Source organism: Bacillus sp. 22446, assembly GCF_052044955.1.
In the GTDB taxonomy this organism is placed as follows: Bacteria; Bacillota; Bacilli; order Bacillales; family Bacillaceae; genus Bacillus; species Bacillus altitudinis.
The window spans coordinates 179,293-201,620 of the sequence record NZ_JBQEOD010000001.1 but is presented as its reverse complement, the minus strand read 5'-3'; the positions used below and the strand labels follow the sequence as shown (position 1 = coordinate 201,620).

General features: G+C 40.9%; 25 protein-coding genes. All 25 read left to right on the top strand.

What is annotated here, in order from left to right:
- Positions 1-53 precede the first annotated feature (53 nt).
- Entirely contained in the window at positions 54-623 is a 570-nt protein-coding gene (gene folE / locus ACTJJD_RS01045; protein ID WP_003215789.1) for a GTP cyclohydrolase I FolE, read from the top strand.
- 23 nt (positions 624-646) lie between these two features.
- Positions 647-877 carry a trp RNA-binding attenuation protein MtrB gene (gene mtrB, locus ACTJJD_RS01040; RefSeq protein ID WP_008344541.1) on the top strand — a complete coding sequence of 77 codons (231 nt, stop codon included), beginning with the start codon at positions 647-649 and terminating at the stop codon, positions 875-877.
- 115 nt (positions 878-992) lie between these two features.
- Complete coding sequence (locus tag ACTJJD_RS01035) at positions 993-1,760, top strand: heptaprenyl diphosphate synthase component 1 (RefSeq protein ID WP_007500958.1); 768 nt, start codon at positions 993-995, stop codon at positions 1,758-1,760.
- A gap of 3 nt (positions 1,761-1,763) precedes the next feature.
- The gene (locus ACTJJD_RS01030; RefSeq protein ID WP_342494795.1) at positions 1,764-2,468 is read left to right on the top strand and encodes a demethylmenaquinone methyltransferase; all 705 of its coding nucleotides are present in this window, start codon (positions 1,764-1,766) and stop codon (positions 2,466-2,468) included.
- Between the two features lie 24 nt (positions 2,469-2,492).
- Positions 2,493-3,455: a heptaprenyl diphosphate synthase component II gene (hepT, locus tag ACTJJD_RS01025; protein WP_007500951.1), complete on the top strand. Its 963-nt coding sequence runs from the start codon at positions 2,493-2,495 to the stop codon at positions 3,453-3,455.
- A gap of 129 nt (positions 3,456-3,584) precedes the next feature.
- Positions 3,585-4,031, top strand: a complete 447-nt coding sequence (ndk, locus tag ACTJJD_RS01020) for a nucleoside-diphosphate kinase (RefSeq protein WP_003216015.1) — start codon at positions 3,585-3,587, stop codon at positions 4,029-4,031.
- A 144-nt stretch (positions 4,032-4,175) separates the two neighbouring features.
- The gene (locus ACTJJD_RS01015) at positions 4,176-4,952 is read left to right on the top strand and encodes a CheR family methyltransferase (RefSeq protein WP_008344547.1); all 777 of its coding nucleotides are present in this window, start codon (positions 4,176-4,178) and stop codon (positions 4,950-4,952) included.
- A 76-nt stretch (positions 4,953-5,028) separates the two neighbouring features.
- Complete coding sequence (aroC, locus tag ACTJJD_RS01010) at positions 5,029-6,201, top strand: chorismate synthase (protein WP_138825992.1); 1,173 nt, start codon at positions 5,029-5,031, stop codon at positions 6,199-6,201.
- Entirely contained in the window at positions 6,201-7,292 is a 1,092-nt protein-coding gene (gene aroB / locus ACTJJD_RS01005) for a 3-dehydroquinate synthase (RefSeq protein WP_181891507.1), read from the top strand. The genes aroC and aroB overlap by 1 nt, the downstream gene beginning before the upstream one ends.
- Positions 7,289-7,672: a chorismate mutase gene (aroH, locus tag ACTJJD_RS01000; protein WP_181891506.1), complete on the top strand. Its 384-nt coding sequence runs from the start codon at positions 7,289-7,291 to the stop codon at positions 7,670-7,672. The genes aroB and aroH overlap by 4 nt, the downstream gene beginning before the upstream one ends.
- A 232-nt stretch (positions 7,673-7,904) precedes the next feature.
- Positions 7,905-9,452, top strand: a complete 1,548-nt coding sequence (gene trpE / locus ACTJJD_RS00995) for an anthranilate synthase component I (RefSeq protein ID WP_181891505.1) — start codon at positions 7,905-7,907, stop codon at positions 9,450-9,452.
- Positions 9,424-10,446 carry an anthranilate phosphoribosyltransferase gene (gene trpD, locus ACTJJD_RS00990; protein WP_047945942.1) on the top strand — a complete coding sequence of 341 codons (1,023 nt, stop codon included), beginning with the start codon at positions 9,424-9,426 and terminating at the stop codon, positions 10,444-10,446. Before trpE ends, trpD begins: the two co-directional genes overlap by 29 nt.
- Positions 10,439-11,191 (top strand): indole-3-glycerol phosphate synthase TrpC, encoded by a 753-nt coding sequence (gene trpC, locus ACTJJD_RS00985; protein ID WP_047945941.1) that lies wholly within the window; start codon positions 10,439-10,441, stop codon positions 11,189-11,191. Before trpD ends, trpC begins: the two co-directional genes overlap by 8 nt.
- Positions 11,188-11,856 (top strand): phosphoribosylanthranilate isomerase, encoded by a 669-nt coding sequence (locus ACTJJD_RS00980; protein ID WP_024718510.1) that lies wholly within the window; start codon positions 11,188-11,190, stop codon positions 11,854-11,856. Before trpC ends, ACTJJD_RS00980 begins: the two co-directional genes overlap by 4 nt.
- Positions 11,837-13,036 carry a tryptophan synthase subunit beta gene (trpB, locus tag ACTJJD_RS00975; protein ID WP_007500937.1) on the top strand — a complete coding sequence of 400 codons (1,200 nt, stop codon included), beginning with the start codon at positions 11,837-11,839 and terminating at the stop codon, positions 13,034-13,036. The genes ACTJJD_RS00980 and trpB overlap by 20 nt, the downstream gene beginning before the upstream one ends.
- Positions 13,033-13,836: a tryptophan synthase subunit alpha gene (gene trpA, locus ACTJJD_RS00970; RefSeq protein WP_017359752.1), complete on the top strand. Its 804-nt coding sequence runs from the start codon at positions 13,033-13,035 to the stop codon at positions 13,834-13,836. The genes trpB and trpA overlap by 4 nt, the downstream gene beginning before the upstream one ends.
- A gap of 11 nt (positions 13,837-13,847) precedes the next feature.
- Positions 13,848-14,945 (top strand): histidinol-phosphate transaminase, encoded by a 1,098-nt coding sequence (gene hisC / locus ACTJJD_RS00965; protein ID WP_041507023.1) that lies wholly within the window; start codon positions 13,848-13,850, stop codon positions 14,943-14,945.
- A 117-nt stretch (positions 14,946-15,062) separates the two neighbouring features.
- Positions 15,063-16,178 carry a prephenate dehydrogenase gene (locus ACTJJD_RS00960; RefSeq protein ID WP_440608030.1) on the top strand — a complete coding sequence of 372 codons (1,116 nt, stop codon included), beginning with the start codon at positions 15,063-15,065 and terminating at the stop codon, positions 16,176-16,178.
- Positions 16,179-16,188: 10 nt separating this feature from the next.
- Positions 16,189-17,475 (top strand): 3-phosphoshikimate 1-carboxyvinyltransferase, encoded by a 1,287-nt coding sequence (gene aroA / locus ACTJJD_RS00955; RefSeq protein ID WP_440608029.1) that lies wholly within the window; start codon positions 16,189-16,191, stop codon positions 17,473-17,475.
- Positions 17,476-17,764: 289 nt separating this feature from the next.
- Positions 17,765-19,036: a tetratricopeptide repeat protein gene (locus tag ACTJJD_RS00950; protein WP_035702924.1), complete on the top strand. Its 1,272-nt coding sequence runs from the start codon at positions 17,765-17,767 to the stop codon at positions 19,034-19,036.
- A 75-nt stretch (positions 19,037-19,111) separates the two neighbouring features.
- Positions 19,112-19,651, top strand: a complete 540-nt coding sequence (locus ACTJJD_RS00945) for a ReoY family proteolytic degradation factor (protein WP_008344562.1) — start codon at positions 19,112-19,114, stop codon at positions 19,649-19,651.
- A 61-nt stretch (positions 19,652-19,712) separates the two neighbouring features.
- Positions 19,713-20,159, top strand: coding sequence for a YpiF family protein (locus ACTJJD_RS00940; protein WP_007500913.1), 447 nt, complete (start codon positions 19,713-19,715; stop codon positions 20,157-20,159).
- 144 nt (positions 20,160-20,303) lie between these two features.
- Positions 20,304-20,810, top strand: a complete 507-nt coding sequence (locus ACTJJD_RS00935) for a ubiquinol-cytochrome c reductase iron-sulfur subunit (protein WP_007500911.1) — start codon at positions 20,304-20,306, stop codon at positions 20,808-20,810.
- 2 nt (positions 20,811-20,812) lie between these two features.
- Positions 20,813-21,487, top strand: coding sequence for a menaquinol-cytochrome c reductase cytochrome b subunit (qcrB, locus tag ACTJJD_RS00930; RefSeq protein ID WP_003215804.1), 675 nt, complete (start codon positions 20,813-20,815; stop codon positions 21,485-21,487).
- A gap of 41 nt (positions 21,488-21,528) precedes the next feature.
- Positions 21,529-22,296 carry a menaquinol-cytochrome c reductase cytochrome b/c subunit gene (locus tag ACTJJD_RS00925; protein WP_008344567.1) on the top strand — a complete coding sequence of 256 codons (768 nt, stop codon included), beginning with the start codon at positions 21,529-21,531 and terminating at the stop codon, positions 22,294-22,296.
- Positions 22,297-22,328 lie beyond the last annotated feature (32 nt).

The window sequence follows — 22,328 nt, the reverse complement described above, 5'->3', positions numbered from 1 at the left end:
TGAAGTGTGCTAGAATCTGAATGAAATGTAATCGCCTTTGGAGGATATAATACATGAGTGAAATAAATAAAGAATTAATCGAACACGCGGTACGCGATATATTAAAAGCAATCGGAGAAGATCCAGATCGTGAAGGACTTCTTGATACCCCAAAACGAGTAGCAAAAATGTATGAAGAAGTGTTCTCGGGATTAAATGAAGATCCAAAAGAACATTTTAAAACCATTTTTGGTGAAGATCATGAAGAACTTGTTCTTGTCAAAGATATTGCTTTTCATTCAATGTGTGAACACCATCTTGTGCCATTCTATGGCAAAGCCCATGTCGCTTATATTCCGCGCGGCGGAAAAGTAACGGGACTCAGCAAGCTGGCGAGAGCAGTAGAAGCCGTGGCAAAGCGCCCGCAGCTTCAGGAGCGCATTACATCAACGATTGCAGATAGTATGGTGGAAACTTTAAATCCACATGGTGTGATGATTGTCGTTGAAGCAGAGCATATGTGTATGACGATGCGCGGAGTGAAGAAGCCCGGCGCTAAAACAGTCACTTCAGCCGTACGCGGTACATTTGCAAATGATGCGGCAGCAAGAGCAGAAGTGCTTTCATTTATTAAAAACGACTAATCCATAGATGGAAGGTGAACAGATTGAGTGAAAATAAAGCATCTGATTTTGTGGTGATTAAAGCCATTGATAATGGTGTCAATGTGATCGGCTTAACTAGAGGTTCCGATACAAGATTTCACCATTCCGAAAAGCTCGATAAAGGTGAAGTCATTATCGCACAATTTACTGAGCACACATCAGCCATCAAAGTGCGGGGCGATGCTGTCATTCAAACAAGCTTCGGTGAAATTCAAAGCGAAGCAAAGAAATAACGCACGACTATGCACTTGATAGCATGAAAGTCAGGCCTGATATGGTATAATAAATCTCTATACAATCTAGAGAGCTACATATGAAACTGTAATTTTTGGGACAAGGGTGATATCTTTGCAAGACATCTACGGAATTTTATCTAATCTGAATATAAAATTAAACAAAAAGCTTTCTCATCCTTATTTGGCGAAGCATTTGCGTGCGCCGCTCATCGATGAAGATAAGCTCCTTCTTTTTCATGCAATGTTTGATGAAGCTCAAATCGATGCTGAGAAAAAAGAAAATTATATTTTAACGGCGATGCTTGTGCAAATTGCCCTTGATACCCATGACGAAGTCACAACTGCTGCAGCCATCAAACAAGACGAGTTCAAAAATCGTCAGTTGACCATCCTAGCAGGAGACTATTTCAGCGGTCTCTATTACTCTCTTCTCTCTGACATGAAAGATATTTACATGATCCGCACTCTCGCCACGGCGATCAAAGAGATTAATGAACATAAAATTAGACTATATGATCGATCCATTCAAGATGCAGCCCACTTTTATAAAAGTGTTGCTACAGTGGAATCTGCGCTATTCCAAAGAATTTCTGAGCACTTTCAATTGACGCATTGGAATGAAATTGCAAGTCGCTTCCTTGTTTATAAACGTTTTATGAAACAAGCAGAAGACGACAAACATTTAAAACTTTTTTTGAACGATAGCTATACGGACGCCTATACATGTTTTGACAACTTTGAGAATGAAGGCTATGAAAAGGCCAAACGATCAATCAAGGAGCATCTAGTTTCATCTCCGATCGTTCAAAAAGAGCTATTAAATCGCTTGGATCATATGAAAAATGAACCTGCGTACCATCAGAAAGTGGAAGAAGGGTAAGTCATGCAGCAATCAAAAGAACAGCGAGTACACGGTGTATTTGAAAAAATTTATAAAAACTATGACCAAATGAACTCTGTCATTAGCTTTAAACAGCATAAAAAATGGCGCGATAAAACAATGAAGCTCATGAATGTTCAAAAAGGAGCCAAAGCACTAGATGTATGCTGTGGAACTGCCGATTGGACAATTGCGCTTGCAGACGCTGTTGGAGAAACTGGCGAGGTCAAAGGCCTTGACTTCAGTAAAAATATGCTGAGTGTTGGCGAAACGAAGGTGAAAACAGGCGGCTACAATCAAATTGAGCTGCTCCACGGCAATGCAATGGAGCTCCCTTTTGAGGACAACTCATTTGATTATGTCACAATCGGTTTTGGCCTTCGAAATGTCCCTGATTACTTAACAGTGCTAAAGGAAATGACACGAGTGGTAAAACCCGGTGGAATGGTTGTCTGCCTTGAAACATCACAGCCTGAGATGATTGGGTTTAAACAAGGGTATTATGTCTATTTCAAATACATCATGCCGCTCTTTGGCAAGCTGTTTGCCAAAAGCTATCAGGAGTATTCATGGCTTCAAGAATCAGCCAAAACGTTCCCTGGCATGAAAGAACTGGCGTCTCTTTTTGAAGAGGCCGGTCTGTCTGATGTCACGTATCATCCATTTACAGGCGGTGTAGCAGCAACACATATCGGAAAGAAGCTTTGAATAAACGATATTTGGGTGAAAATAATGAAACTAAAAGCAATGATTTCTTTTCTAAATCATGATATCGATATAATTGAAAAAGAGCTTGAACAAACCGTTCGCTCTGATTATGCATTATTAAGTGAAGCCGGTCTTCATTTGCTGCAAGCGGGCGGGAAACGAATCCGCCCCGTTTTTGTTCTCCTTTCAGGCATGTTTGGTGACTATGATATTAATAAAATTAAATATGTAGCCGTAGCGCTTGAATTAATTCATATGGCATCACTTGTCCATGACGATGTCATTGATGATGCAGAACTAAGAAGAGGAAAACCGACGATTAAAGCAAAATGGGACAACAGAATTGCGATGTACACGGGGGATTACTTATTTGCAAGGTCACTCGAGTACATGACGAAAATCAATCACCCAATGGCACATGAAATTTTGTCAAAAATGGTCGTCGAGCTCTGTCTTGGGGAAATAGAACAAGTCAAAGATAAATACAACATGGACCAAAACCTTCGTACATATTTAAGAAGAATTAAACGAAAAACAGCTTTGCTTATTGCAGGCAGCTGTCAATTAGGCGCGATTGCAGCTGGAACAGATGAAAAAACACATAAAGCCCTTTACTGGTTTGGGTACTATGTTGGTATGTCGTACCAAATCATTGATGATGTCCTTGATTTTACATCAACTGAAGAAGAATTAGGCAAACCTGTTGGTGGGGACCTTTTACAAGGAAATGTCACTCTTCCTGTTTTATATGCGCTTCAGAACCCGACGTTAGAAGGTCAGTTGAAGCTGATCAATAGTGAAACGACAGAAAAGCAGCTGAAACCTGTAATTGAACATCTCAAACAAACAGATGCGATCGACCGTTCCATTCGAGTGAGTGAAATGTATTTGAAAAAAGCATTTGAACAGCTCGATCAACTTCCGCGTGGGCGGGCTAAATCTTCATTAGCGTCGATTGCAAAATATATTGGTAAACGAAAATTCTGATCAACGTTTCGTTGGTTGGTTTTTTTGTGAAATTTTTTGTCAAAAATTGATTATTATAAAAAAAAATGATACGATCACTTTGTAACAATGTAAGCCTATACATACATAACGACGGGGTGGAAAACGTATATGGACAAAACATTTCTTATGGTCAAACCTGATGGTGTGGAAAGACAATTAATCGGTGAAATTGTGTCAAGATTCGAAAAAAAGGGGCTTCAGCTTGTTGGAGCAAAGCTCATGAGCATTCCAAAAGAAGTAGCAGAAACACATTACGGAGAGCATAAAGAAAAACCATTTTTCGGTGAATTGGTTGACTTTATTACGTCAGGACCTGTATTTGCCATGGTATGGCAAGGTGAACAAGTCGTAGACGTAACAAGGCAGATTATTGGAAAGACAAATCCGAAGGAAGCGCTTCCAGGAACAATAAGAGGCGACTATGGATTAACTGTTGGCAAAAATATTATCCATGGCTCAGACTCACCAGAAAGTGCCGAAAGAGAAATCAACCTTTTCTTTAAACAAGAAGAACTGACAAACTGGGATCAAACGATCTCAAGCTGGATTTATTAATGTTCAAGCCAAAGTGTTCATCAAATGATCACTTTGGCTTTTTTATATTGAGATTTCTATACGAATTTTCGCATGAGATGATACAAATTTATGATAAAAACAGCTATACTAGGACAAAGATAGATGAGACAGGAGAGGACATTGATGGATCAGTATCAAGTATTTGTTGGAAAATGGAAAAAACTAACTGGGGTAGATCTGAATTTATATAAAGAAGCACAAATGAAACGAAGATTAACATCCCTTTATGATAAAAAAGGATATAAAGATTTTGAGGCATTTGCGTCTGCTCTTGAAAAGGACAAAGCGCTATTAGATGAAACGATGGATCGAATGACGATCAATGTGTCAGAATTTTACCGAAACTATCAGCGCTGGGAAGTACTTGATCAAAAAATCCTGCCGTTGCTTTCAAAAAACAGTGGCACCCTAAAAATATGGAGTGCAGCTTGCTCTACTGGAGAAGAGCCGTATACACTCTCAATGCTGCTATCAAGCCATCCGCTTGTGAAAGACTTCCAAATTATTGCAACGGATATTGATGATAAAGTCTTGCAATCCGCGCAAAAAGGAAGATATCATGAACGATCTTTGCAAGAGGTGCCAGATCAAATCAAGCAAAAATATTTCACAAAAGAAGATTCTTCATTTTACACGGTGAAGGATGAGATTCGAAAGCACATTCAATTTAAGAAACACAACCTTTTAGCGGATCCATATGAAAAACAGCTGGATCTCATCGTGTGCCGAAATGTTCTCATCTACTTTACAGAAGAGGCGAAAGAAGAAATTTACTTAAAAATGAGCAGCAGTTTAAAGCAAAATGGCGTATTATTTGTTGGTTCTACAGAACAAATTTTTCACCCAGAAAAGTTTGGATTAACCTCTGCTGATACTTTCTTTTATCAAAAGAAGGGGTAGTAGCTGACTTTTTAGTAGGAAGTGTGTTATCATAGTTTTACTTAAAAGCGTTAATGCGATGAAGGGAGAATAAGTCATGAGGTACTTAACAGCAGGTGAATCACATGGTCCACAACTGACCACAATTATTGAAGGAGTTCCAGCGGGACTTTACATAGAGCAGGATGACATCAATTATGAACTGTCTAGAAGACAAAAAGGTCATGGCCGCGGAAGAAGAATGCAGATTGAAAAAGACCAAGCGAAAGTGTTAAGTGGTGTTCGCCACGGGAAAACATTAGGTTCTCCTATTGCACTTGTTGTTGAAAATAATGATTGGAAGCACTGGACAAAGGTCATGGGTGCAGAGCCGATTACTGAAGAAGAAGAGAGTGAAATGAAGCGTCAAATCTCTCGTCCAAGACCAGGGCATGCGGATTTAAATGGTGCGATTAAATATGGTCACCGTGATATGAGAAACGTATTAGAGCGCTCATCAGCACGCGAGACAACGGTTCGTGTAGCAGCAGGTGCAGTAGCTAAACAAATTTTGGCTCACCTTGGAATCAAAGTGGCTGGTCACGTCCTTGAAATTGGTGGAGTAAAAGCTTCCCATACCGCTTATGAATCTATTGAAGATTTGCAAAAAGTAACAGAAGAATCACCTGTTCGCTGCTATGACAGTGAAGCTGGTCAAAAAATGATGGATGCCATTGACGAAGCGAAGAAAAACGGCGATTCAATTGGTGGTATTGTCGAAGTCATCGTTGAAGGGATGCCAGTTGGAGTCGGCAGCTATGTGCACTATGACCGTAAACTGGATAGCAAGCTTGCAGGCGCAGTACTGAGTATCAACGCTTTTAAAGGTGTTGAATTCGGTATTGGCTTTGAGGCAGCTTCTAAAAATGGCAGTGAAGTTCATGATGAAATCATCTGGGATGAAGAAAAAGGCTATACGAGAAAAACAAACCGCTTAGGTGGTCTTGAAGGCGGAATGTCAACTGGTATGCCGATTGTCGTAAGAGGGGTTATGAAACCAATCCCAACCTTATACAAACCATTGCAAAGCGTGGATATTGAAACAAAAGAACCTTTCTCTGCAAGTATTGAGCGTTCTGACAGCTGTGCTGTTCCAGCCGCAAGTGTTGTGGCAGAAGCAGTCGTTGCATGGGAAATCGCCAATGCAGTGGTTGAGCAGTTTGGTCTTGATCAAATTGACCGCATTAAAGAAAATGTCGACAAAATGCGCCAGCTTCAGAGGGAGTTTTAATGAAAACACTGGAAGTGAAGACGTCTTCAGCCACTTATCCTGTATATATCGGTGATGGGATTAGACAAAATATCGTAGACTTGATTACTTCCACTGGGCGATCTTACACGAAGCTCTTCATCGTGACAGATTCAGCCGTCGATGCCCTTTATGGAGATGAAATGGTTCAATTACTTAAACAGAAATGGTCTGTACAAAAAGTAGTGGTGCCAAACGGAGAACAATCAAAATCTTTTGCACAGTTTGAGCAGATTCATACGAAAGCCATCCAATTTCAACTCGACCGCTCCTCATGCATCATTGCATTAGGAGGTGGGGTGATTGGAGACTTGGCTGGCTTTGCTGCTGCCACTTATATGAGAGGCATTGATTTTATTCAAGTACCGACCACGCTGCTTGCACATGATAGTGCAGTCGGCGGAAAAACCGGAATCAATCATCCGCTCGGCAAAAATTTAATTGGTGCGTTTCATCAACCGGCTGCTGTCATCTATGATACAAGTATGCTAGAGACACTCTCACCAATAGAGCTAAGATCAGGCTTTGCTGAGGTGATAAAACATGCACTGATTTCAAGTGAAGTCTTTTTATCAGAACTGATGTCCATTCGTTCGTTGACAGAATTATCAAAGGATGAACTGGCACATATGCTTTATCAAGGGATTCAAGTGAAAGCATCCATTGTTCAAGAAGATGAAAAAGAACATGGTGTGCGGGCATACTTGAATTTAGGTCATACACTAGGGCATGCCATTGAAGCGGAGTATGGATACGGTGCGATCACGCATGGAGATGCCATTGCAATTGGCATGCAGTTTGCTTTATATGTCAGTGAAAAAGAGCAAGGACTCAGCCTAGATCGTGAGAAACTTAAAGTGTGGATGAAAGAACTAGGGTTCCCAGTACAAGTCACACAAACGATTTCAACCAAAACATTTGTCGATCGCATGATTGGTGATAAGAAGGCAAGAGGCGGGAGTGTTCAATTTGTTTTGCTAAAACAAGTTGGAGACGTCACCCTGCAATCTTTCACAAAAGATGAGCTGTATCACTGGCTCGAAGAATGGAAACGGGAGGAGGGCTGTCTATGATGTTTCGCGGGATACGCGGGGCTACAACTGTGACAGAAGATACTGAAACAGAAGTGTTAACCAAAACGAAGCAGCTGCTAGAAGCGATCATTTCAAAAAACCAAGTAGATCCAGAGCGTGTCGTGCAGATCTTGATTTCAGCTACACAAGATATTCACTCCGTTTTTCCAGCAAAAGCACTCAGGCAGTTTGAAGGATGGACCTATGTGCCTGTCACTTGTATGCAAGAGCTTGACATTGATGGAGGTCTAAAGAAGTGCATTCGCGTTTTAATGACCGTTCAGACAGATGTCAAGCAGGAAGACATACAGCACATATACTTGGAAGAGGCTGTCACGCTTCGGCCTGATTTACAGTTGACAAAAAACAAGGAATTATAATACGATATGAACAGCCGAAGTTTACACACAGGTGTGAACGGCATTGCAAGCTTAGAGAAGATGAGAATGAGACTAGGGTAGTTGAGATGAGTAGAGTTGAGCAGAGATACGATACTTCTATTTAATCATACTGCCTAAAAGAGCGAAGCCTCTTTTAGGCTTATTTCGTATACTCAAACAAATCCTCAAGATGTCCCCTCATTCTCCTTAATTCCATTTAAGGAGTGTGCTTATGAAATCCCAATCAAACCTTACCCAATTTTTAAGAGACAGTCAGTTTTACAAAACCATCCCGATTGTTGAAACCATTACAGTTGATACGCTCTCACCCATTCAAATTGTCGAGAAACTGAAACAGGATATTGTGTATTTGCTAGAAAGCAAAGACGAATCTTCTAGCTGGTCGAGATATTCCTTTATCGGATTACATCCTTTTTTAACATTACATGACGAGCAAGACCATTATGTTGCTCGTGACGCTGCGGGAAAGTCAGTGATGCAAAAAGCGGAGCTGAAAGAGTTGCTTGACTGGATGAAAGAGCAATATCTAATCAAGACACCTGAAATTGATATCCCATTTACTGGTGGAGCCGTAGGGTACTTAAGTTACGACCTCATTCCAAACATTGAGCCGTCTGTCAAGCCGCATCCGAATGCATCAACGACAGATAATTGCACATTATTTGTTTGCCAAACAATGATCGCATTTGATCACGAAACAAACCAAGTTCATTTTATTCAGTACACGCAGCTGAACGGTCATGAAACAGAGGAAGAAAAAATTCGGGTTTATCGAGAAAATCAAAAGCAGCTTGAACTGATGGTACAGCAGCTTCATACAAAAATTGATATGAAAGAACTGATTATCTCAGGGAATATGAATGAACCCCCTTCGTTTGAACAGGTGACGTCTACCTATGAAAAAGCAAAATTTTTAAAGGATGTCGAAAAAATCAAGGAGTACATTCGAGCGGGTGATATCTTCCAGGGTGTACTTTCTCAGCGTTTTGACATTCCAGTGACAGTGAGCTCATTTGAATTGTATCGTGTGCTTCGGATTGTCAATCCATCACCGTATATGTATTTTATGAAATTAAAAGATCGAGACTTAGTCGGAAGCTCGCCAGAACGATTAATCCATGCGAAAAACGGTCACTTAGAAATCCATCCAATTGCTGGTACAAGAAAACGAGGAATGACAAAAGAAGAAGATGATGCACTAGCAAGAGAGTTGCTCGATGATGAAAAAGAAAAAGCAGAACATTATATGCTAGTGGATCTGGCTCGAAATGATGTTGGACGTGTGGCAGAATACGGCAGTGTGTCTGTCCCAACTTTTACAAAAGTCGTGAACTTTTCGCACGTCATGCACATTATTTCTATTGTGACAGGGAAGCTGAAGCAGGATACACATCCAGTAGACGCGCTTATGTCCGCTTTTCCAGCAGGCACATTGACAGGCGCCCCAAAAATTAGGGCAATGCAATTATTAAACGAAATGGAGCCTGAGCCAAGAGAGACATATGGCGGTTGTATTGCCTATATTGGTTTCGACGGCAATATCGATTCCTGTATTACCATTCGCACAATGAGCGTCAAACATCAGACTGCTTCTATACAAGCAGGTGCCGGCATTGTCGCTGATTCCGTTCCAGAAAACGAATGGGAAGAGACGTGCAATAAGGCAGGAGCACTTCTAAAAGCCATTCAGCTTGCTGAACATATTTTCTCAGAAAAGGAGAGTGTGCCAAATGAATCAACGACTATCAGCTCTTGTTAATGGAGGAAAACTATCAGAAAAAGAAGCGAATGACCTGATGCATGATATGATGAGCGGCTCGTTAACAGATGCTGAAGTCGCTGCTAGTCTATCTATTTTAGCGCATCGAGGAGAAACCGCTGAAGAAATGACAGGCTTCGTGAAAGCCATGAGGCAGCATGCAGCACCAGTAGAAAGGTCACTTGATGTTGTTGATACGTGCGGGACAGGAGGCGACGGTTTATCAACATTTAATATATCAACAGCCGCTGCCATCGTTGCTTCGGCTGCTGGGGCGAAAATCGCCAAGCACGGAAATCGTTCCGTCTCCTCTAAAAGCGGGAGTGCTGACGTGCTAGAATGTCTTGGTATTCAAATTCAATCCACACCTGAAGAAACAAGACGGCAAATACAGCAGAAAAACATGGGCTTTTTATTTGCACCGCTCTATCATTCTTCTATGAAACAAGTAGCCGCCGTACGCAAGCAGCTCGGATTTCGGACGGTATTTAACTTATTAGGACCGCTTTGCCACCCGATGCAGGCCAAAAAGCAAATCATCGGTGTGTATGCAAAGGAAAAGGCAAAGCTCATGGCGAAAGCTCTTGCTCCTTTAGAGCCAGAACATGTCCTGTTTGTTTGCGGAGATGATGGGCTGGATGAATTAACCATTACAGCAAATTCATACATCATTGAACTCAAAAAAGGTGTCATGACAGAATATACGTTAAACCCAGAAGACTTCGGACTTGAAAAAGGGCATTTATCAGACATTCAGGTTCAATCACCAGAAGAAAGTGCCAAATTGATTCAGAATATATTGAATTATCAAGCGGGTGGAGCACCGCTTCATATTACAGCGCTTAATGCTGGGGCCGCATTATATGTGGCAGGAAAAGCAGAGAGTCTGATGGCAGGCACAATGAAAGCATTAGAAACGATCAAAAACGGATCAGCTAAAGAACAATTAGCCCGTCTAAAACAAAAAACGAAAGAGGAAGAGATCTATGCTTAATCAAATTATCGCCCGTAAAAAAGAACATGTGCAAACCTTGCAATTACCTGAGGAAGGACATTATGAAAGACAATCATTTAAAGAAGCCCTTATGAATCCTCACCGGTCGATCGGACTGATTGCTGAGGTGAAAAAAGCGTCTCCTTCCAAAGGAATCATTCAGCCTCATTTTGATCCTTTACAGACAGCAAAAGCATACGAAGCATCAAATGCAGATTGTTTATCTGTCTTAACGGATGAACCGTTTTTCCAAGGGAAAAACGAATATTTGTCTCTTATTAAAGAACACATCACACGTCCTATTTTAAGAAAAGATTTCATTATTGACTCTATACAAGTAGAAGAATCGAAACGGATAGGGGCAGATGCCATTTTATTAATTGGAGAGGCGCTTGAGCCGCAAAAGCTGTATGAGCTCTATACAGAAGCGAAAGAAAAAGGACTGGATGTCCTCGTTGAAGTACATGCAGCACATACACTAGAAAAGATCTTACACCTATTCACTCCTGAGATTATCGGTGTGAACAACCGGAATCTCAATACGTTTACAACAACTGTTGAACAAACAAAAGAGATCGCGCCACTTGTTCCAAAAGACGTATTACTAGTAAGTGAAAGCGGGATAAAGACATTTGATGATCTGACCTTTGTGAAACAGCACGGAGCAAATGCCGTTCTTGTTGGTGAATCTTTAATGAGGGAACAATCACAGGAGAAAGCCGTTCAGGCATTGTTCGGAGAATGAAGAAAAGTAAGCCTTACTTAAAATATTGCGGGGCTGTCTCACAAGAGGATGTCGCATGCATCTCGCAATCTCAAGCGGATGCCATCGGTTTTATTTTTGCGCCGAGTAAAAGACGAGTTGATCCAGATCAAGTGAAACACTGGCTGTCACAAGTAAAATGCAAAAAAGAGATAGTGGGGGTATTTGTGAATGAAAAAACACCAAAAGTGTGCGAGATCACAAACAACCTCCCCTTAGATATTGTGCAGCTTCATGGCGATGAGACGCCAGAAGATGCAAGCGACATCAAACAACAAACGAAGGCGCTCGTTTGGAAAGTGTTCCATCACGAGCCCGATGTAAACGACACACTTGAACATATGACGGCATTTGCTCCAAGTGTCGACGGCTTTCTCATTGATGCGAAAGTAAAAGGAATGAGAGGCGGTTCTGGAACAGCTTTTGCATGGGAGGCGGTGCCTTCATATGTTCAGCATGCAAAACAACTGGGGAAAACTTGCGCCATTGCTGGCGGGATCACGCCAGACACCATAATAGATCTGCTTGCTTTTGGTCCAGACGCCATAGACCTTTCAAGCGGTATAGAAGAAAACGGAAAGAAAAGCAGTACAAAGATGAAAGTGCTCGAAGAAAGGATGTTGAACCATGTACGCATATCCAAATGAGATTGGCAGATATGGAGAATTTGGAGGGAAATTCGTTCCTGAAACGCTCATGCAGCCACTAGAAGAGATCGAACAAGCTTTTCGTGAATTAAAAGAAGACCCTGCTTTTCAAAAGGAATATATATCGCTTTTGAAAAACTATTCAGGCAGACCAACTGCACTCACATACGCTGATCAATTATCGGCATATCTCGGTGGTGCTAAAATCTATTTAAAAAGAGAAGATTTAAACCATACAGGCGCTCATAAAATTAACAATGCGCTTGGGCAGGCACTGCTAGCGAAAAAAATGGGGAAATCAAATATCATCGCCGAAACAGGAGCAGGTCAGCACGGTGTAGCTGCTGCAACGGTGGCCGCAAAATTCGGTTTATCCTGCACTGTATTTATGGGAAAAGAAGATGTGGAAAGACAATCACTCAATGTGTTCCGAATGAAACTGCTCGGCGCTGAAGTCATACCTGTCACAAGCGGGAACGGAACATTAAAGGATGCAACCAATGAAGCCATCCGCTATTGGGTCCAGCATTGCAGTGACCACTTTTATATGATCGGCTCAGTCGTTGGACCTCATCCGTATCCTCAAATCGTCAGTGAATTTCAGCGGATGATCGGAGATGAGGCGAAAGCGCAGATACTTGAAAAGGAAGGGCAGCTTCCTCATAAAGTCGTTGCCTGTGTTGGCGGAGGGAGCAATGCGATAGGAATGTACCGGGCGTTCTTAGATGAAGAGGTCGATATCATTGGTGTAGAAGCTGCTGGGAAAGGAATCGACACTCCGCTTCATGCAGCGACCATCACGAAAGGGACAAAAGGTGTCATACATGGATCTTTGACATACTTGATTCAAGATGAATTTGGTCAAATTATTGAGCCTTATTCGATTTCAGCTGGATTAGACTATCCGGGGATCGGGCCAGAGCATGCGTATTTGCATGCGAGCGGCCGGGTTCAATATGTGAGTGCGACAGATCAAGAAGCACTAGATGCGTTAAAGCTGCTCACAGAAAAAGAAGGAATCCTGCCAGCGATCGAATCTGCACATGCTTTAGCAAAAGCGTTTGAAATGAGCCAGAACATGAGTGAAGACGACATTGTTCTTGTCTGCTTGTCAGGCAGAGGAGATAAGGACGTGCATACATTAATGAATGTGCTTGAAAGTGAGGGTGAAACAAAATGATCACATTTCAATTAGAGCAAGGTCAGAAATTATTTATTCCATTTATTACAGCGGGTGATCCATCAGAAGAGATCACCATTGATTTAGCCCTCGCGCTTCAAGCAGCAGGGGCACATGCGATTGAACTAGGTGTTCCGTATTCCGATCCGTTAGCGGACGGCCCCGTCATTCAAAGAGCTTCTAAAAGAGCACTTCATCATGGTATGAATATCGTAAAAGCGATAGAATTAGCAGGAAAGATGAAAAAAAACGGCGTAAAAATTCCTGTAATTCTATTTACGTATTATAATCCTGTGTTACAATTAGACACAGAATACTTTTTCGCTTTACTGCGCAAAAATCATATTTCGGGGCTCTTAACACCCGACTTGCCTTTTGAAGAGAGTAGCGAGCTGCAGAAGAACTGTCAAGCACACGACATTTCATATATATCACTCGTTGCACCAACAAGCAAGGAACGATTAGAAAAAATTGTAGAGCAGGCAGAAGGTTTTGTGTATTGTGTTTCATCTCTCGGCGTCACAGGTGTCAGACAATCTTTCGACGCATCGATTACAGATTTTATTCAACAAGTGAAACAGTTGAGTCAAATACCAGTTGCTGTAGGTTTTGGTATTTCAACAAGAGAACAAGTAGACTCAATGAATAAAATGAGTGATGGTGTCGTTGTCGGCAGTGCGCTTGTCAAAAAAATTGAAGAGCTTCAAGAACAATTAGTAGCAAGTGATACACGCCAAGAGGCTTTAAGAGAATTTGAAACATATGCAAAAACATTTAGTCCCCTCTATTCATTCAAATGAGGTGAAACATTTTGCAAATCAAAGATCAATTAAAACAGCTAAAACCGTATCAACCTGGGAAACCAATTGAAGAGGTCAAAAAAGAATATCAATTAGACAAAATTGTGAAATTGGCTTCAAATGAAAACCCTTTTGGATGTTCCACACATGCAAGAGAGGCCATACAAGCTGAACTTGAACATTTAGCGATTTATCCAGACGGATACAGCGCAAGTTTAAGAACGGAACTGGCTGAGTTTCTTCAAGTAAATGAAAAACAATTAATATTCGGGAATGGCTCAGATGAACTTGTGCAAATTATTGCTAGGGCATTCCTTGATCAACATACAAATACGGTGATCCCATCTCCGTCATTCCCGCAATACCGTCACAATGCAGTGATTGAGCATGCAGAGATTAGAGAAGTACCACTTCTAAATGGAGGAGCTCATGATCTAAAGGGAATGCTGAATGCGGTGGATGACAACACAAAAGTCGTTTGGGTGTGTAACCCGAACAATCCGACAGGAAATCATTTGTCAGAGTCTGAGCTCGTATCGTTTTTAGATCAAGTGCCTGCTCACGTGCTTGTCGTTCTAGATGAAGCATATTTTGAATATGTTCGCGCGGAAGACTTTCCGAACAGTTTATCTCTATTAAAAGCCTATCAAAATGTCATTGTACTGCGCACGTTCTCTAAAGCATATGGACTTGCGGCACTTCGAGTAGGTTATGGGGTTGCCTCAGAGGAGTTGATTACTGCCATTGAACCTGCGAGAGAGCCTTTTAATACAAGTCGTATCGCTCAGGCAGCTGCACGTGCAGCCATTAAAGATCAAGACTTCATTCAATCGTGCAGACAAAAAAATGAAGCAGGTCTTAAACAATATCAAGAATTTGCAGACCGTTTTGGATTGTTTATCTATCCATCTCAAACAAACTTTGTGCTGATTGATTTTAAAAGAGATGCAGATGAGCTGTTCAATGCACTTTTGAAAAAGGGCTATATCGTTCGATCTGGTCAAGCTCTCGGATTCCCAACTTCTTTACGTATTACTGTTGGAACAAAGGAGCAAAATGAAGAAATCCTAACTACACTTGCCGATTTATTACAAGGCATTCGTGCGTAGCATAACAATGAAGTCATATCCTGTTTATGGGATATGGCTTTCGTTGTAACTCATCCAATATACATATAAGCTATTGAAACAGCTTGTTTAATTTTCGCGAAAAATCAGGTGATGAACATGAATGAAGCAAACGAAACCATATTAATCGCTGGACTTGGTTTAATTGGTGGTTCTATTGCACTGTCGATTAAAAAAGAATTTCCACATAAAAAAATTGTAGGCTATGATGTCTCTAAAGAACAAATGATTGCTGCAACAAAACTAGGGATCATCGACGCGACTGCCGAATCCTTTATAGGAGGCTTAAATGAAGCAGCTACGATTATTTTGGCAACGCCAGTACAACAAACCGTCAAAATGTTAAGTGATATTGCAGCATCTGGTATTGAAAGAGAGCTCACGATTACGGATGTAGGGAGCACAAAGCAAAAGGTCGTTCACTTTGCTGAAAAAACGTTGCCTGATCATTACCAATTTATTGGCGGGCATCCGATGGCAGGGTCTCATAAGTCAGGTGTCATTGCAGCGAAAGACTTTTTATTTGAAAATGCATTCTACATTTTAACGCCAGCAAAACTAACAAGTCGTCAGACTGTTGACCGTTTGAAGGATCTGCTGAAGGGAACCAATGCTCATTTCATTGAAATGACACCCGAAGAACATGATGCTGTGACAAGTGTGATTAGTCACTTTCCACATATCGTCGCTGCCAGTCTTGTGCATCAAGCGCATCATTTTGAAGAAGAATTTCCTCTTGTGAAACGGTTTGCTGCTGGAGGCTTTCGAGATATTACCCGTATTGCATCAAGTAATCCTGCAATGTGGCGCGATATCCTTTTGCACAATAAAAACAAGATTTTAGACCGATTTCATGAATGGAAAAAAGAGATTGACCGCATTGAATCCTTTGTGCAACAAGAAGATGCTGAGGGGTTATTCTCTTATTTCCAAGAGGCAAAGGAATATCGCGACGGCCTGCCTCTGAGGAAAAAAGGAGCTATCCCTGCTTTTTATGATCTTTATGTCGATGTGCCGGATCATCCTGGTGTTATTTCGGAAATTACAGGATATCTAGCAAATGAAAACATCAGTATTACAAATATCCGTATTATTGAAACGCGAGAAGACATTAACGGGATTTTACGCATTAGTTTTCAAACAGATGACGATCGAAAGCGGGCAGAACTCTGTATAAAAAATAGAGCAAATTACGATACATTTTATGCTGATTGAGGTGAGGAACATGAAAATTCATAAAAGTGCTCCTATGAATGGAGAAATTCATATTCCAGGAGATAAATCCATTTCTCATAGATCTGTGATGTTTGGCGCTATTGCTGACGGTACTACAGTAGTAAAAAACTTTCTTCCTGGCGCTGATTGTTTAAGCACGATTGATTGTTTTAGAAAAATGGGTGTCGACATCGAACAAAAAGGTACAGATGTTGTCATTCATGGTAAGGGACTAAAAGGACTTAAAGAGCCGAGTGATATTCTCGATGTCGGTAACTCTGGCACGACTATTCGTTTAATGATGGGAATCTTGGCTGGCTGTGAGTTCCACAGTACGCTGATCGGAGACGAAAGTATTGCCAAAAGACCGATGAAACGGGTAACAGGTCCGCTAAGACAATTAGGAGCCAAGATAGATGGCAGAGCAAGTGGCGAGTATACACCGCTTTCTATACGTGGGGGCAATTTAAAAGCTATCTCTTATGAGTCTCCGGTTGCAAGTGCGCAAATTAAATCGGCTGTCCTTTTAGCTGGACTGCAGGCAGAAGGAACAACGACGTTAACTGAACCGCATAAATCAAGAGACCATACCGAAAGAATGTTATCAATGTTTGGTGTCTCGCTACATGAAGATGCACAAAGTGTTTCAATTGAAGGTGGACAAACGTTAAAAGCAACAGATGTATTTGTCCCTGGAGATATTTCTTCAGCTGCATTTTTCTTAGTGGCTGGATCTATCGTTCCAAACAGCCGGATTGTATTGAGAAATGTCGGTTTGAACAAAACGAGAACTGGTATTATAGATGTGCTAAAACAAATGGGTGCAAACCTCGACATTCAAGAAGTGGATGCTAAAGGCGGAGAACCGTACGGTGATTTAACGATCTCTACCTCTTCATTAAAAGGGATCGACATTTCAGGTGATATGATCTCTAGACTGATCGACGAAATTCCTATTATTGCGCTCCTAGCTACTCAAGCAGAAGGAACAACGATCATTAAAGATGCCGCTGAATTAAAAGTGAAAGAAACCAATCGTATTGATACAGTCGTTTCAGAACTTAAAAAACTAGGTGCTCATATTGAAGCAACAGATGATGGAATGAAGATTCATGGTAAAACGAGCCTTAAAGGCGGCGCAGTCGTTTCAAGCTACGGAGATCATCGAATTGGTATGATGTTAGGAATTGCGGCATGTATAACAGAGCAAGCAATCGAGATTGAAGATACAGATGCAGTACGTGTATCTTACCCAAATTTCTTTGAACACATTGAATACTTAACGCAAACAGTCTGAGGATTTCCTCAGGCTTTTTCTTTCCTTTTGCATATTTGAAAGAACTATAGCATAGCTTGTCTCAAGGTGAAACCTTGAAAAAGAGCATTTTGTTGATTCAAAAACAATTTTTTAGCGTATTCGGTTTACAAATCATCAGTTTAGTAAAGTATTGATTGAAAAAGAGTCTTCAAAACACAAAAATGGCTTCATGTTAAAAGAGCAACATATTTGCTGGATATGCAGCTGTCGATTATGATATGAAGTAACAACAGTTTAGGTTTTTGGAAACAGAAAGGAACGGTTTGATTTGAATAGTTCATTACAAGAAGCCATAAAATTAGTTGAGGCGGGTGAGACTGAAAAGGGACTCCAAACACTTGCTCAAGCAGAGAAGCATCTTCATGATGAAGAAAAAGCGCAGGCAGCTCAGTTATATTATGACTGGGGAGATATTGATAAAGCACGGAATCTCATTAGTGATTTACATGATTTATATCCAGAAGAAACAGGATTAACCTGTTTTTATGCAGAGCTGTTAATAGACTCTGATGAAGAAGAGAAGGCAATAGCAGTTCTTGAAACGATTCCTGAAGATGACGATGCGTATCCAGAGAGTTTATTGTTAATGGCAGATTTGTATCAAATGCAAGGACTATTTGAAGTCAGTGAACAAAAGCTTTTAAAAGCGAAAGAGTTACTACCTCATGAAGCCGTCATTGATTTTGCTTTAGGGGAATTGTATTTTTCTCAAGGTCTTTCAAAGAAAGCAGCCGACTATTTCTACAAAGTGGCCGATCAACAAAATGAAATTGGCGGTGTCAATGTATATCAGCGGCTCGCTGAATCATTAAGCACAGCTGGAGAATTTGAAGATGCCCTTGAATGGTATGAAAAGGCTGTAAAGGATCAAGTGGATCCAAATACACTTTTTGGCTACGGATTTACAGCGATGAGGGCTGGCAGAACGAAAACGGCTATTCAGCAGCTTTCTGAACTAAAAGATATTGATCCTTCGTATTCGTCACTTTATATGCCTTTAGCTAAAAGCTATGAGGAAGAAGGACTATATCATGAAGCTTTAGAGATAGTAAAAGAAGGAATTAAAGTGGATGAGTATAACAAAGAGTTATATTTATATGGGGCAAAGATTGATTTGAAAAATGGCCATTCGGAAGATGCGAAAAAATTGCTTCAAGAAGCACTTGCTCTTGATCCAGGATATATTGAAGCGGTTCAAACGCTGCTTGCGATCTATTTAAATGAAGAGCTGTTTGATGAAATTCTGGATGTGATTAAAGAGGTTAAAAGTTTTGGGGAAGAAGATCCAAAATGGAATTGGTATGCTGCTTCTGCTTCTGTCGGACGAGAAGAATATGATGAAGCCGCTGAGTATTTCAAACTTGCTCTGCCTGATTTTGATGAGGAACGTGACTTTTTATATGAATATGCTTCGTTCCTTTTAGAAGAAGGCAGACAAAAAGAAGCCTTGCCGTTATTACGAAAAGTTCTTCAGAAAGATGGCACGAATGAAGAAATTGAAGAAACGATTTTAAGAATTGAAGACGAAATTTCCTTATAGTTTGCAGGAATGAAGAACTGGTTTGTTGAATAATTCATGTATAGCAATTTAATTTACGATAGAGGAGGGAATAACATGCAGACCCCTGTTTCTGTCAATGAAAAGAAGGAATTTATCCGGTGGTTCTTAAACCATTATCAGTTAAAGCGAAGAGAGTGTGTTTGGATATTAAATTATTTAATGAGTCACGACTCTTTGATGGAAAAGGTTCATTTTGTAGAGCAAGCAGAATTTTGCCCAAGGGGAATTATTATGTCAACACACTGTGTGGATGAAGTTCCCTTTAGATTTTATAAAGAAAATATCATGACGACAGATGCAGAAAAATCATTTCATGATATTCGTTTGAATAAACAGCAAGATTTGTTTATTCAATTGAATTTCCGATCTGCATATCGTTCGCCGGAATATGCCGCTGTACTTGAAACAAATCCTCATATTCCTAAAGATCTTTATGAAAATGAAAAAGATAAAGATCTTGCTGAGAAAGTGCTAGAGCATTCTATTGCTACTTTCCAAAAAGAACGGCTGATGAAAGAAATCGATGAAGCGCTTGACCGTCATGATCAAGAAACATTTAATAAGTTAGCAAAAGAATTAAGCCTATTATCATAAACCAAGCCAATAAGCCTTGCCCTATACAGGCAGGGCTTATGTGATGAAAGAGGGGAACTAGATGAAGTTTCAGGCGGAGGACGCGGATCTCTTTTTACAATCTAAAGATTACATTGATACCGCTATCATTCCATTAGTTGGGATAGATGCAAGCCATATCAAACAAACCGTGTCTTTAGGTGAGTTTACAATGCTTGTGGCAGAGGATCTTGAAAGGCAACTGAAAGGCAGAGTGTTTCTTTTTCCTCCACATACATATTTAGAAGTAAATCATCGTAAGCAAGAAGACATACTTGCAGTAAAACAATCATTGCAAGAACATTTTCAGCATGTTGTGTTTATCACATCTGATAACAAATGGAAAGAACAGCTAGAAGTGAGCGAATCGGCATTTATATTGCAGTCTGTTCCGCTTGAGCATTTAAAGGTCAATTTAAAGCAAAAAGTCATTCAAGACAGTGTAGAACAAATTTTGAACTTTTTGTTACAAAAATGGAACCCTTCATAAAAACCCTTACATTTGCATTGTACATAGCTTTTTAGGCTGTTGACCTTGTGAATAGATTGATATATTATGAGGGTGTCCTAGTTTTATGAAATTTTTTCTAATTCAGTTATAAAGTAGCTGACGACCTGAGGGGGGGAGAAAAAAATGAGCGAGAAGAGACATGGAGTGTCCAGGCGTCAATTTTTGAATTACACGTTGACCGGCGTGGGGGGATTTATGGCCGCTGGAATGCTCATGCCTATGGTTCGCTTTGCGCTTGACCCTGTGCTAAAAGGAACAGAGGATCAGGATATGGTTCAAGTTGTCAGTGTAGATGAACTGACAAAAGAACCGAAGCGCTTTGACTTTAAAATTGATCAAGTCGATGCATGGTATGAGTCAAAGGAATCTAGGTCTGCATGGGTGTACAAAGAAGGGGATGAAATTGTCGCTTTATCGCCAATCTGTAAACATTTGGGATGTACAGTGAACTGGAACAGTGATCCGAAAAATCCAAACAAATTTTTCTGCCCTTGCCATTATGGGCTGTACGACAAGGATGGTACAAACGTACCCGGAACTCCGCCGCTTGCACCGCTTGACCATTATAAGCAGCAAGTGAAGGACGGATACCTCTATCTTGGAAAAGCTGTGCCGAAAGGGGAAGGGTAACGATGCTTAACAAGATTTACGATTGGGTAGATGAGCGGCTGGACATCACACCGATATGGAGAGACATTGCGGATCATGAAGTGCCTGAGCACGTCAATCCAGCACATCATTTCTCTGCTTTTGTGTATTGTTTTGGCGGTTTAACGTTTTTTGTGACGGTCATTCAAGTCCTTTCGGGCATGTTTTTAACGATGTATTATGTACCGGATATTAAAAACGCATGGGAATCTGTCTATTATTTGCAAAATGAAGTGGCATTTGGACAGATTGTTAGAGGGATGCACCACTGGGGTGCGAGTCTAGTCATTGTGATGATGTTTTTACATACGCTGAGGGTCTTTTTCCAAGGGGCGTATAAAAAGCCTAGAGAGCTAAACTGGATTGTCGGTGTGCTCATTTTCTTTGTGATGCTTGGACTTGGTTTTACCGGATATCTTTTACCGTGGGATATGAAGGCGCTATTTGCGACGAAGGTTGGTCTTCAAATTGCAGAGGCGACACCTTTCATTGGGAAAGAGATTAAAACGCTGCTTGCAGGTCATCCTGACATTGTAGGTGCACAAACGCTGACGAGATTTTTCGCTATCCATGTCTTTTTCTTGCCAGCGGCATTATTTGGGCTGATGGCTGCCCACTTTATTATGATTCGTAAGCAAGGAATTTCTGGACCGCTGTAAAATTTTGCGTTTGATGAATGTTCAATGAGGAGGGGATGACTTTGCATAGGGGAAAAGGGATGAAGTTTGTCGGAGATTCCAGAATACCGGCAGAAAGAAAACCTAACATACCTAAAGACTATTCCGAATATCCGGGAAAAACCGAAGCCTTTTGGCCGAACTTTCTTTTAAAGGAATGGCTTGTAGGTGCTGTTTTTTTAATTGGATTTCTTGTCCTAACTGTTGTTCATGCACCTCCGCTTGAGCGGATGGCTGATCCGACAGATACGGGCTATATTCCGCTGCCAGACTGGTATTTTCTATTTTTGTACCAGTTGTTAAAATATGAGTTTGCTGCAGGGAGCTATACGGTGGTTGGCGCAATGATTATGCCTGGAATTGCGTTTGGTGCTCTTTTACTCGCACCATTTCTTGATTCTGGTCCTGAACGTAGGCCATATCGAAGACCAATTGCAGTTGGAATGATGATTCTTGCAGTTGGTGCAGCAACCTATTTAACATGGGAGTCTGTTGCTACTCATGACTGGGAAGCAGCAGCGAAGCAAGGTGAAATCAAGAAAGAAGCAGAGATTGATACCTCAGCTGAAGAGTATAAAATCTATCAAGAGCAGACATGTATCTCCTGTCACGGAGATAATATGCAAGGCGGGGCAGCTGGACCGTCACTTGTTGACAATGGTTTAGCACCAGAGGAAATTGCGAAAATCGCTGTAGAAGGAAAAGGCAACATGCCTAAGGGCATTTTTAAAGGCAGCGATGAAGAACTTGAAAAGCTCTCGAAATATTTATCTGAGGTCAAATCTAAATAATTCAGTTGTTTAAATGTAAGTACAAGGATATA

Coding starts and splice junctions, on each gene's coding strand:
- ACTJJD_RS00940 (WP_007500913.1), top strand. CDS start 19,713: ATGAAGTTTCAGGCGGAGGACGCGGATCTCTTTTTACAATCTAAAGAT.
- trpC (WP_047945941.1), top strand. CDS start 10,439: ATGCTTAATCAAATTATCGCCCGTAAAAAAGAACATGTGCAAACCTTG.
- qcrB (WP_003215804.1), top strand. CDS start 20,813: ATGCTTAACAAGATTTACGATTGGGTAGATGAGCGGCTGGACATCACA.
- folE (WP_003215789.1), top strand. CDS start 54: ATGAGTGAAATAAATAAAGAATTAATCGAACACGCGGTACGCGATATA.
- ACTJJD_RS00960 (WP_440608030.1), top strand. CDS start 15,063: ATGAATGAAGCAAACGAAACCATATTAATCGCTGGACTTGGTTTAATT.
- ACTJJD_RS01030 (WP_342494795.1), top strand. CDS start 1,764: ATGCAGCAATCAAAAGAACAGCGAGTACACGGTGTATTTGAAAAAATT.
- hepT (WP_007500951.1), top strand. CDS start 2,493: ATGAAACTAAAAGCAATGATTTCTTTTCTAAATCATGATATCGATATA.
- aroB (WP_181891507.1), top strand. CDS start 6,201: ATGAAAACACTGGAAGTGAAGACGTCTTCAGCCACTTATCCTGTATAT.
- trpB (WP_007500937.1), top strand. CDS start 11,837: ATGTACGCATATCCAAATGAGATTGGCAGATATGGAGAATTTGGAGGG.
- trpE (WP_181891505.1), top strand. CDS start 7,905: ATGAAATCCCAATCAAACCTTACCCAATTTTTAAGAGACAGTCAGTTT.
- aroC (WP_138825992.1), top strand. CDS start 5,029: ATGAGGTACTTAACAGCAGGTGAATCACATGGTCCACAACTGACCACA.
- ndk (WP_003216015.1), top strand. CDS start 3,585: ATGGACAAAACATTTCTTATGGTCAAACCTGATGGTGTGGAAAGACAA.
- ACTJJD_RS01015 (WP_008344547.1), top strand. CDS start 4,176: ATGGATCAGTATCAAGTATTTGTTGGAAAATGGAAAAAACTAACTGGG.
- aroA (WP_440608029.1), top strand. CDS start 16,189: ATGAAAATTCATAAAAGTGCTCCTATGAATGGAGAAATTCATATTCCA.
- ACTJJD_RS00980 (WP_024718510.1), top strand. CDS start 11,188: ATGAAGAAAAGTAAGCCTTACTTAAAATATTGCGGGGCTGTCTCACAA.
- ACTJJD_RS00945 (WP_008344562.1), top strand. CDS start 19,112: ATGCAGACCCCTGTTTCTGTCAATGAAAAGAAGGAATTTATCCGGTGG.
- aroH (WP_181891506.1), top strand. CDS start 7,289: ATGATGTTTCGCGGGATACGCGGGGCTACAACTGTGACAGAAGATACT.
- trpD (WP_047945942.1), top strand. CDS start 9,424: ATGAATCAACGACTATCAGCTCTTGTTAATGGAGGAAAACTATCAGAA.
- ACTJJD_RS00935 (WP_007500911.1), top strand. CDS start 20,304: ATGAGCGAGAAGAGACATGGAGTGTCCAGGCGTCAATTTTTGAATTAC.
- trpA (WP_017359752.1), top strand. CDS start 13,033: ATGATCACATTTCAATTAGAGCAAGGTCAGAAATTATTTATTCCATTT.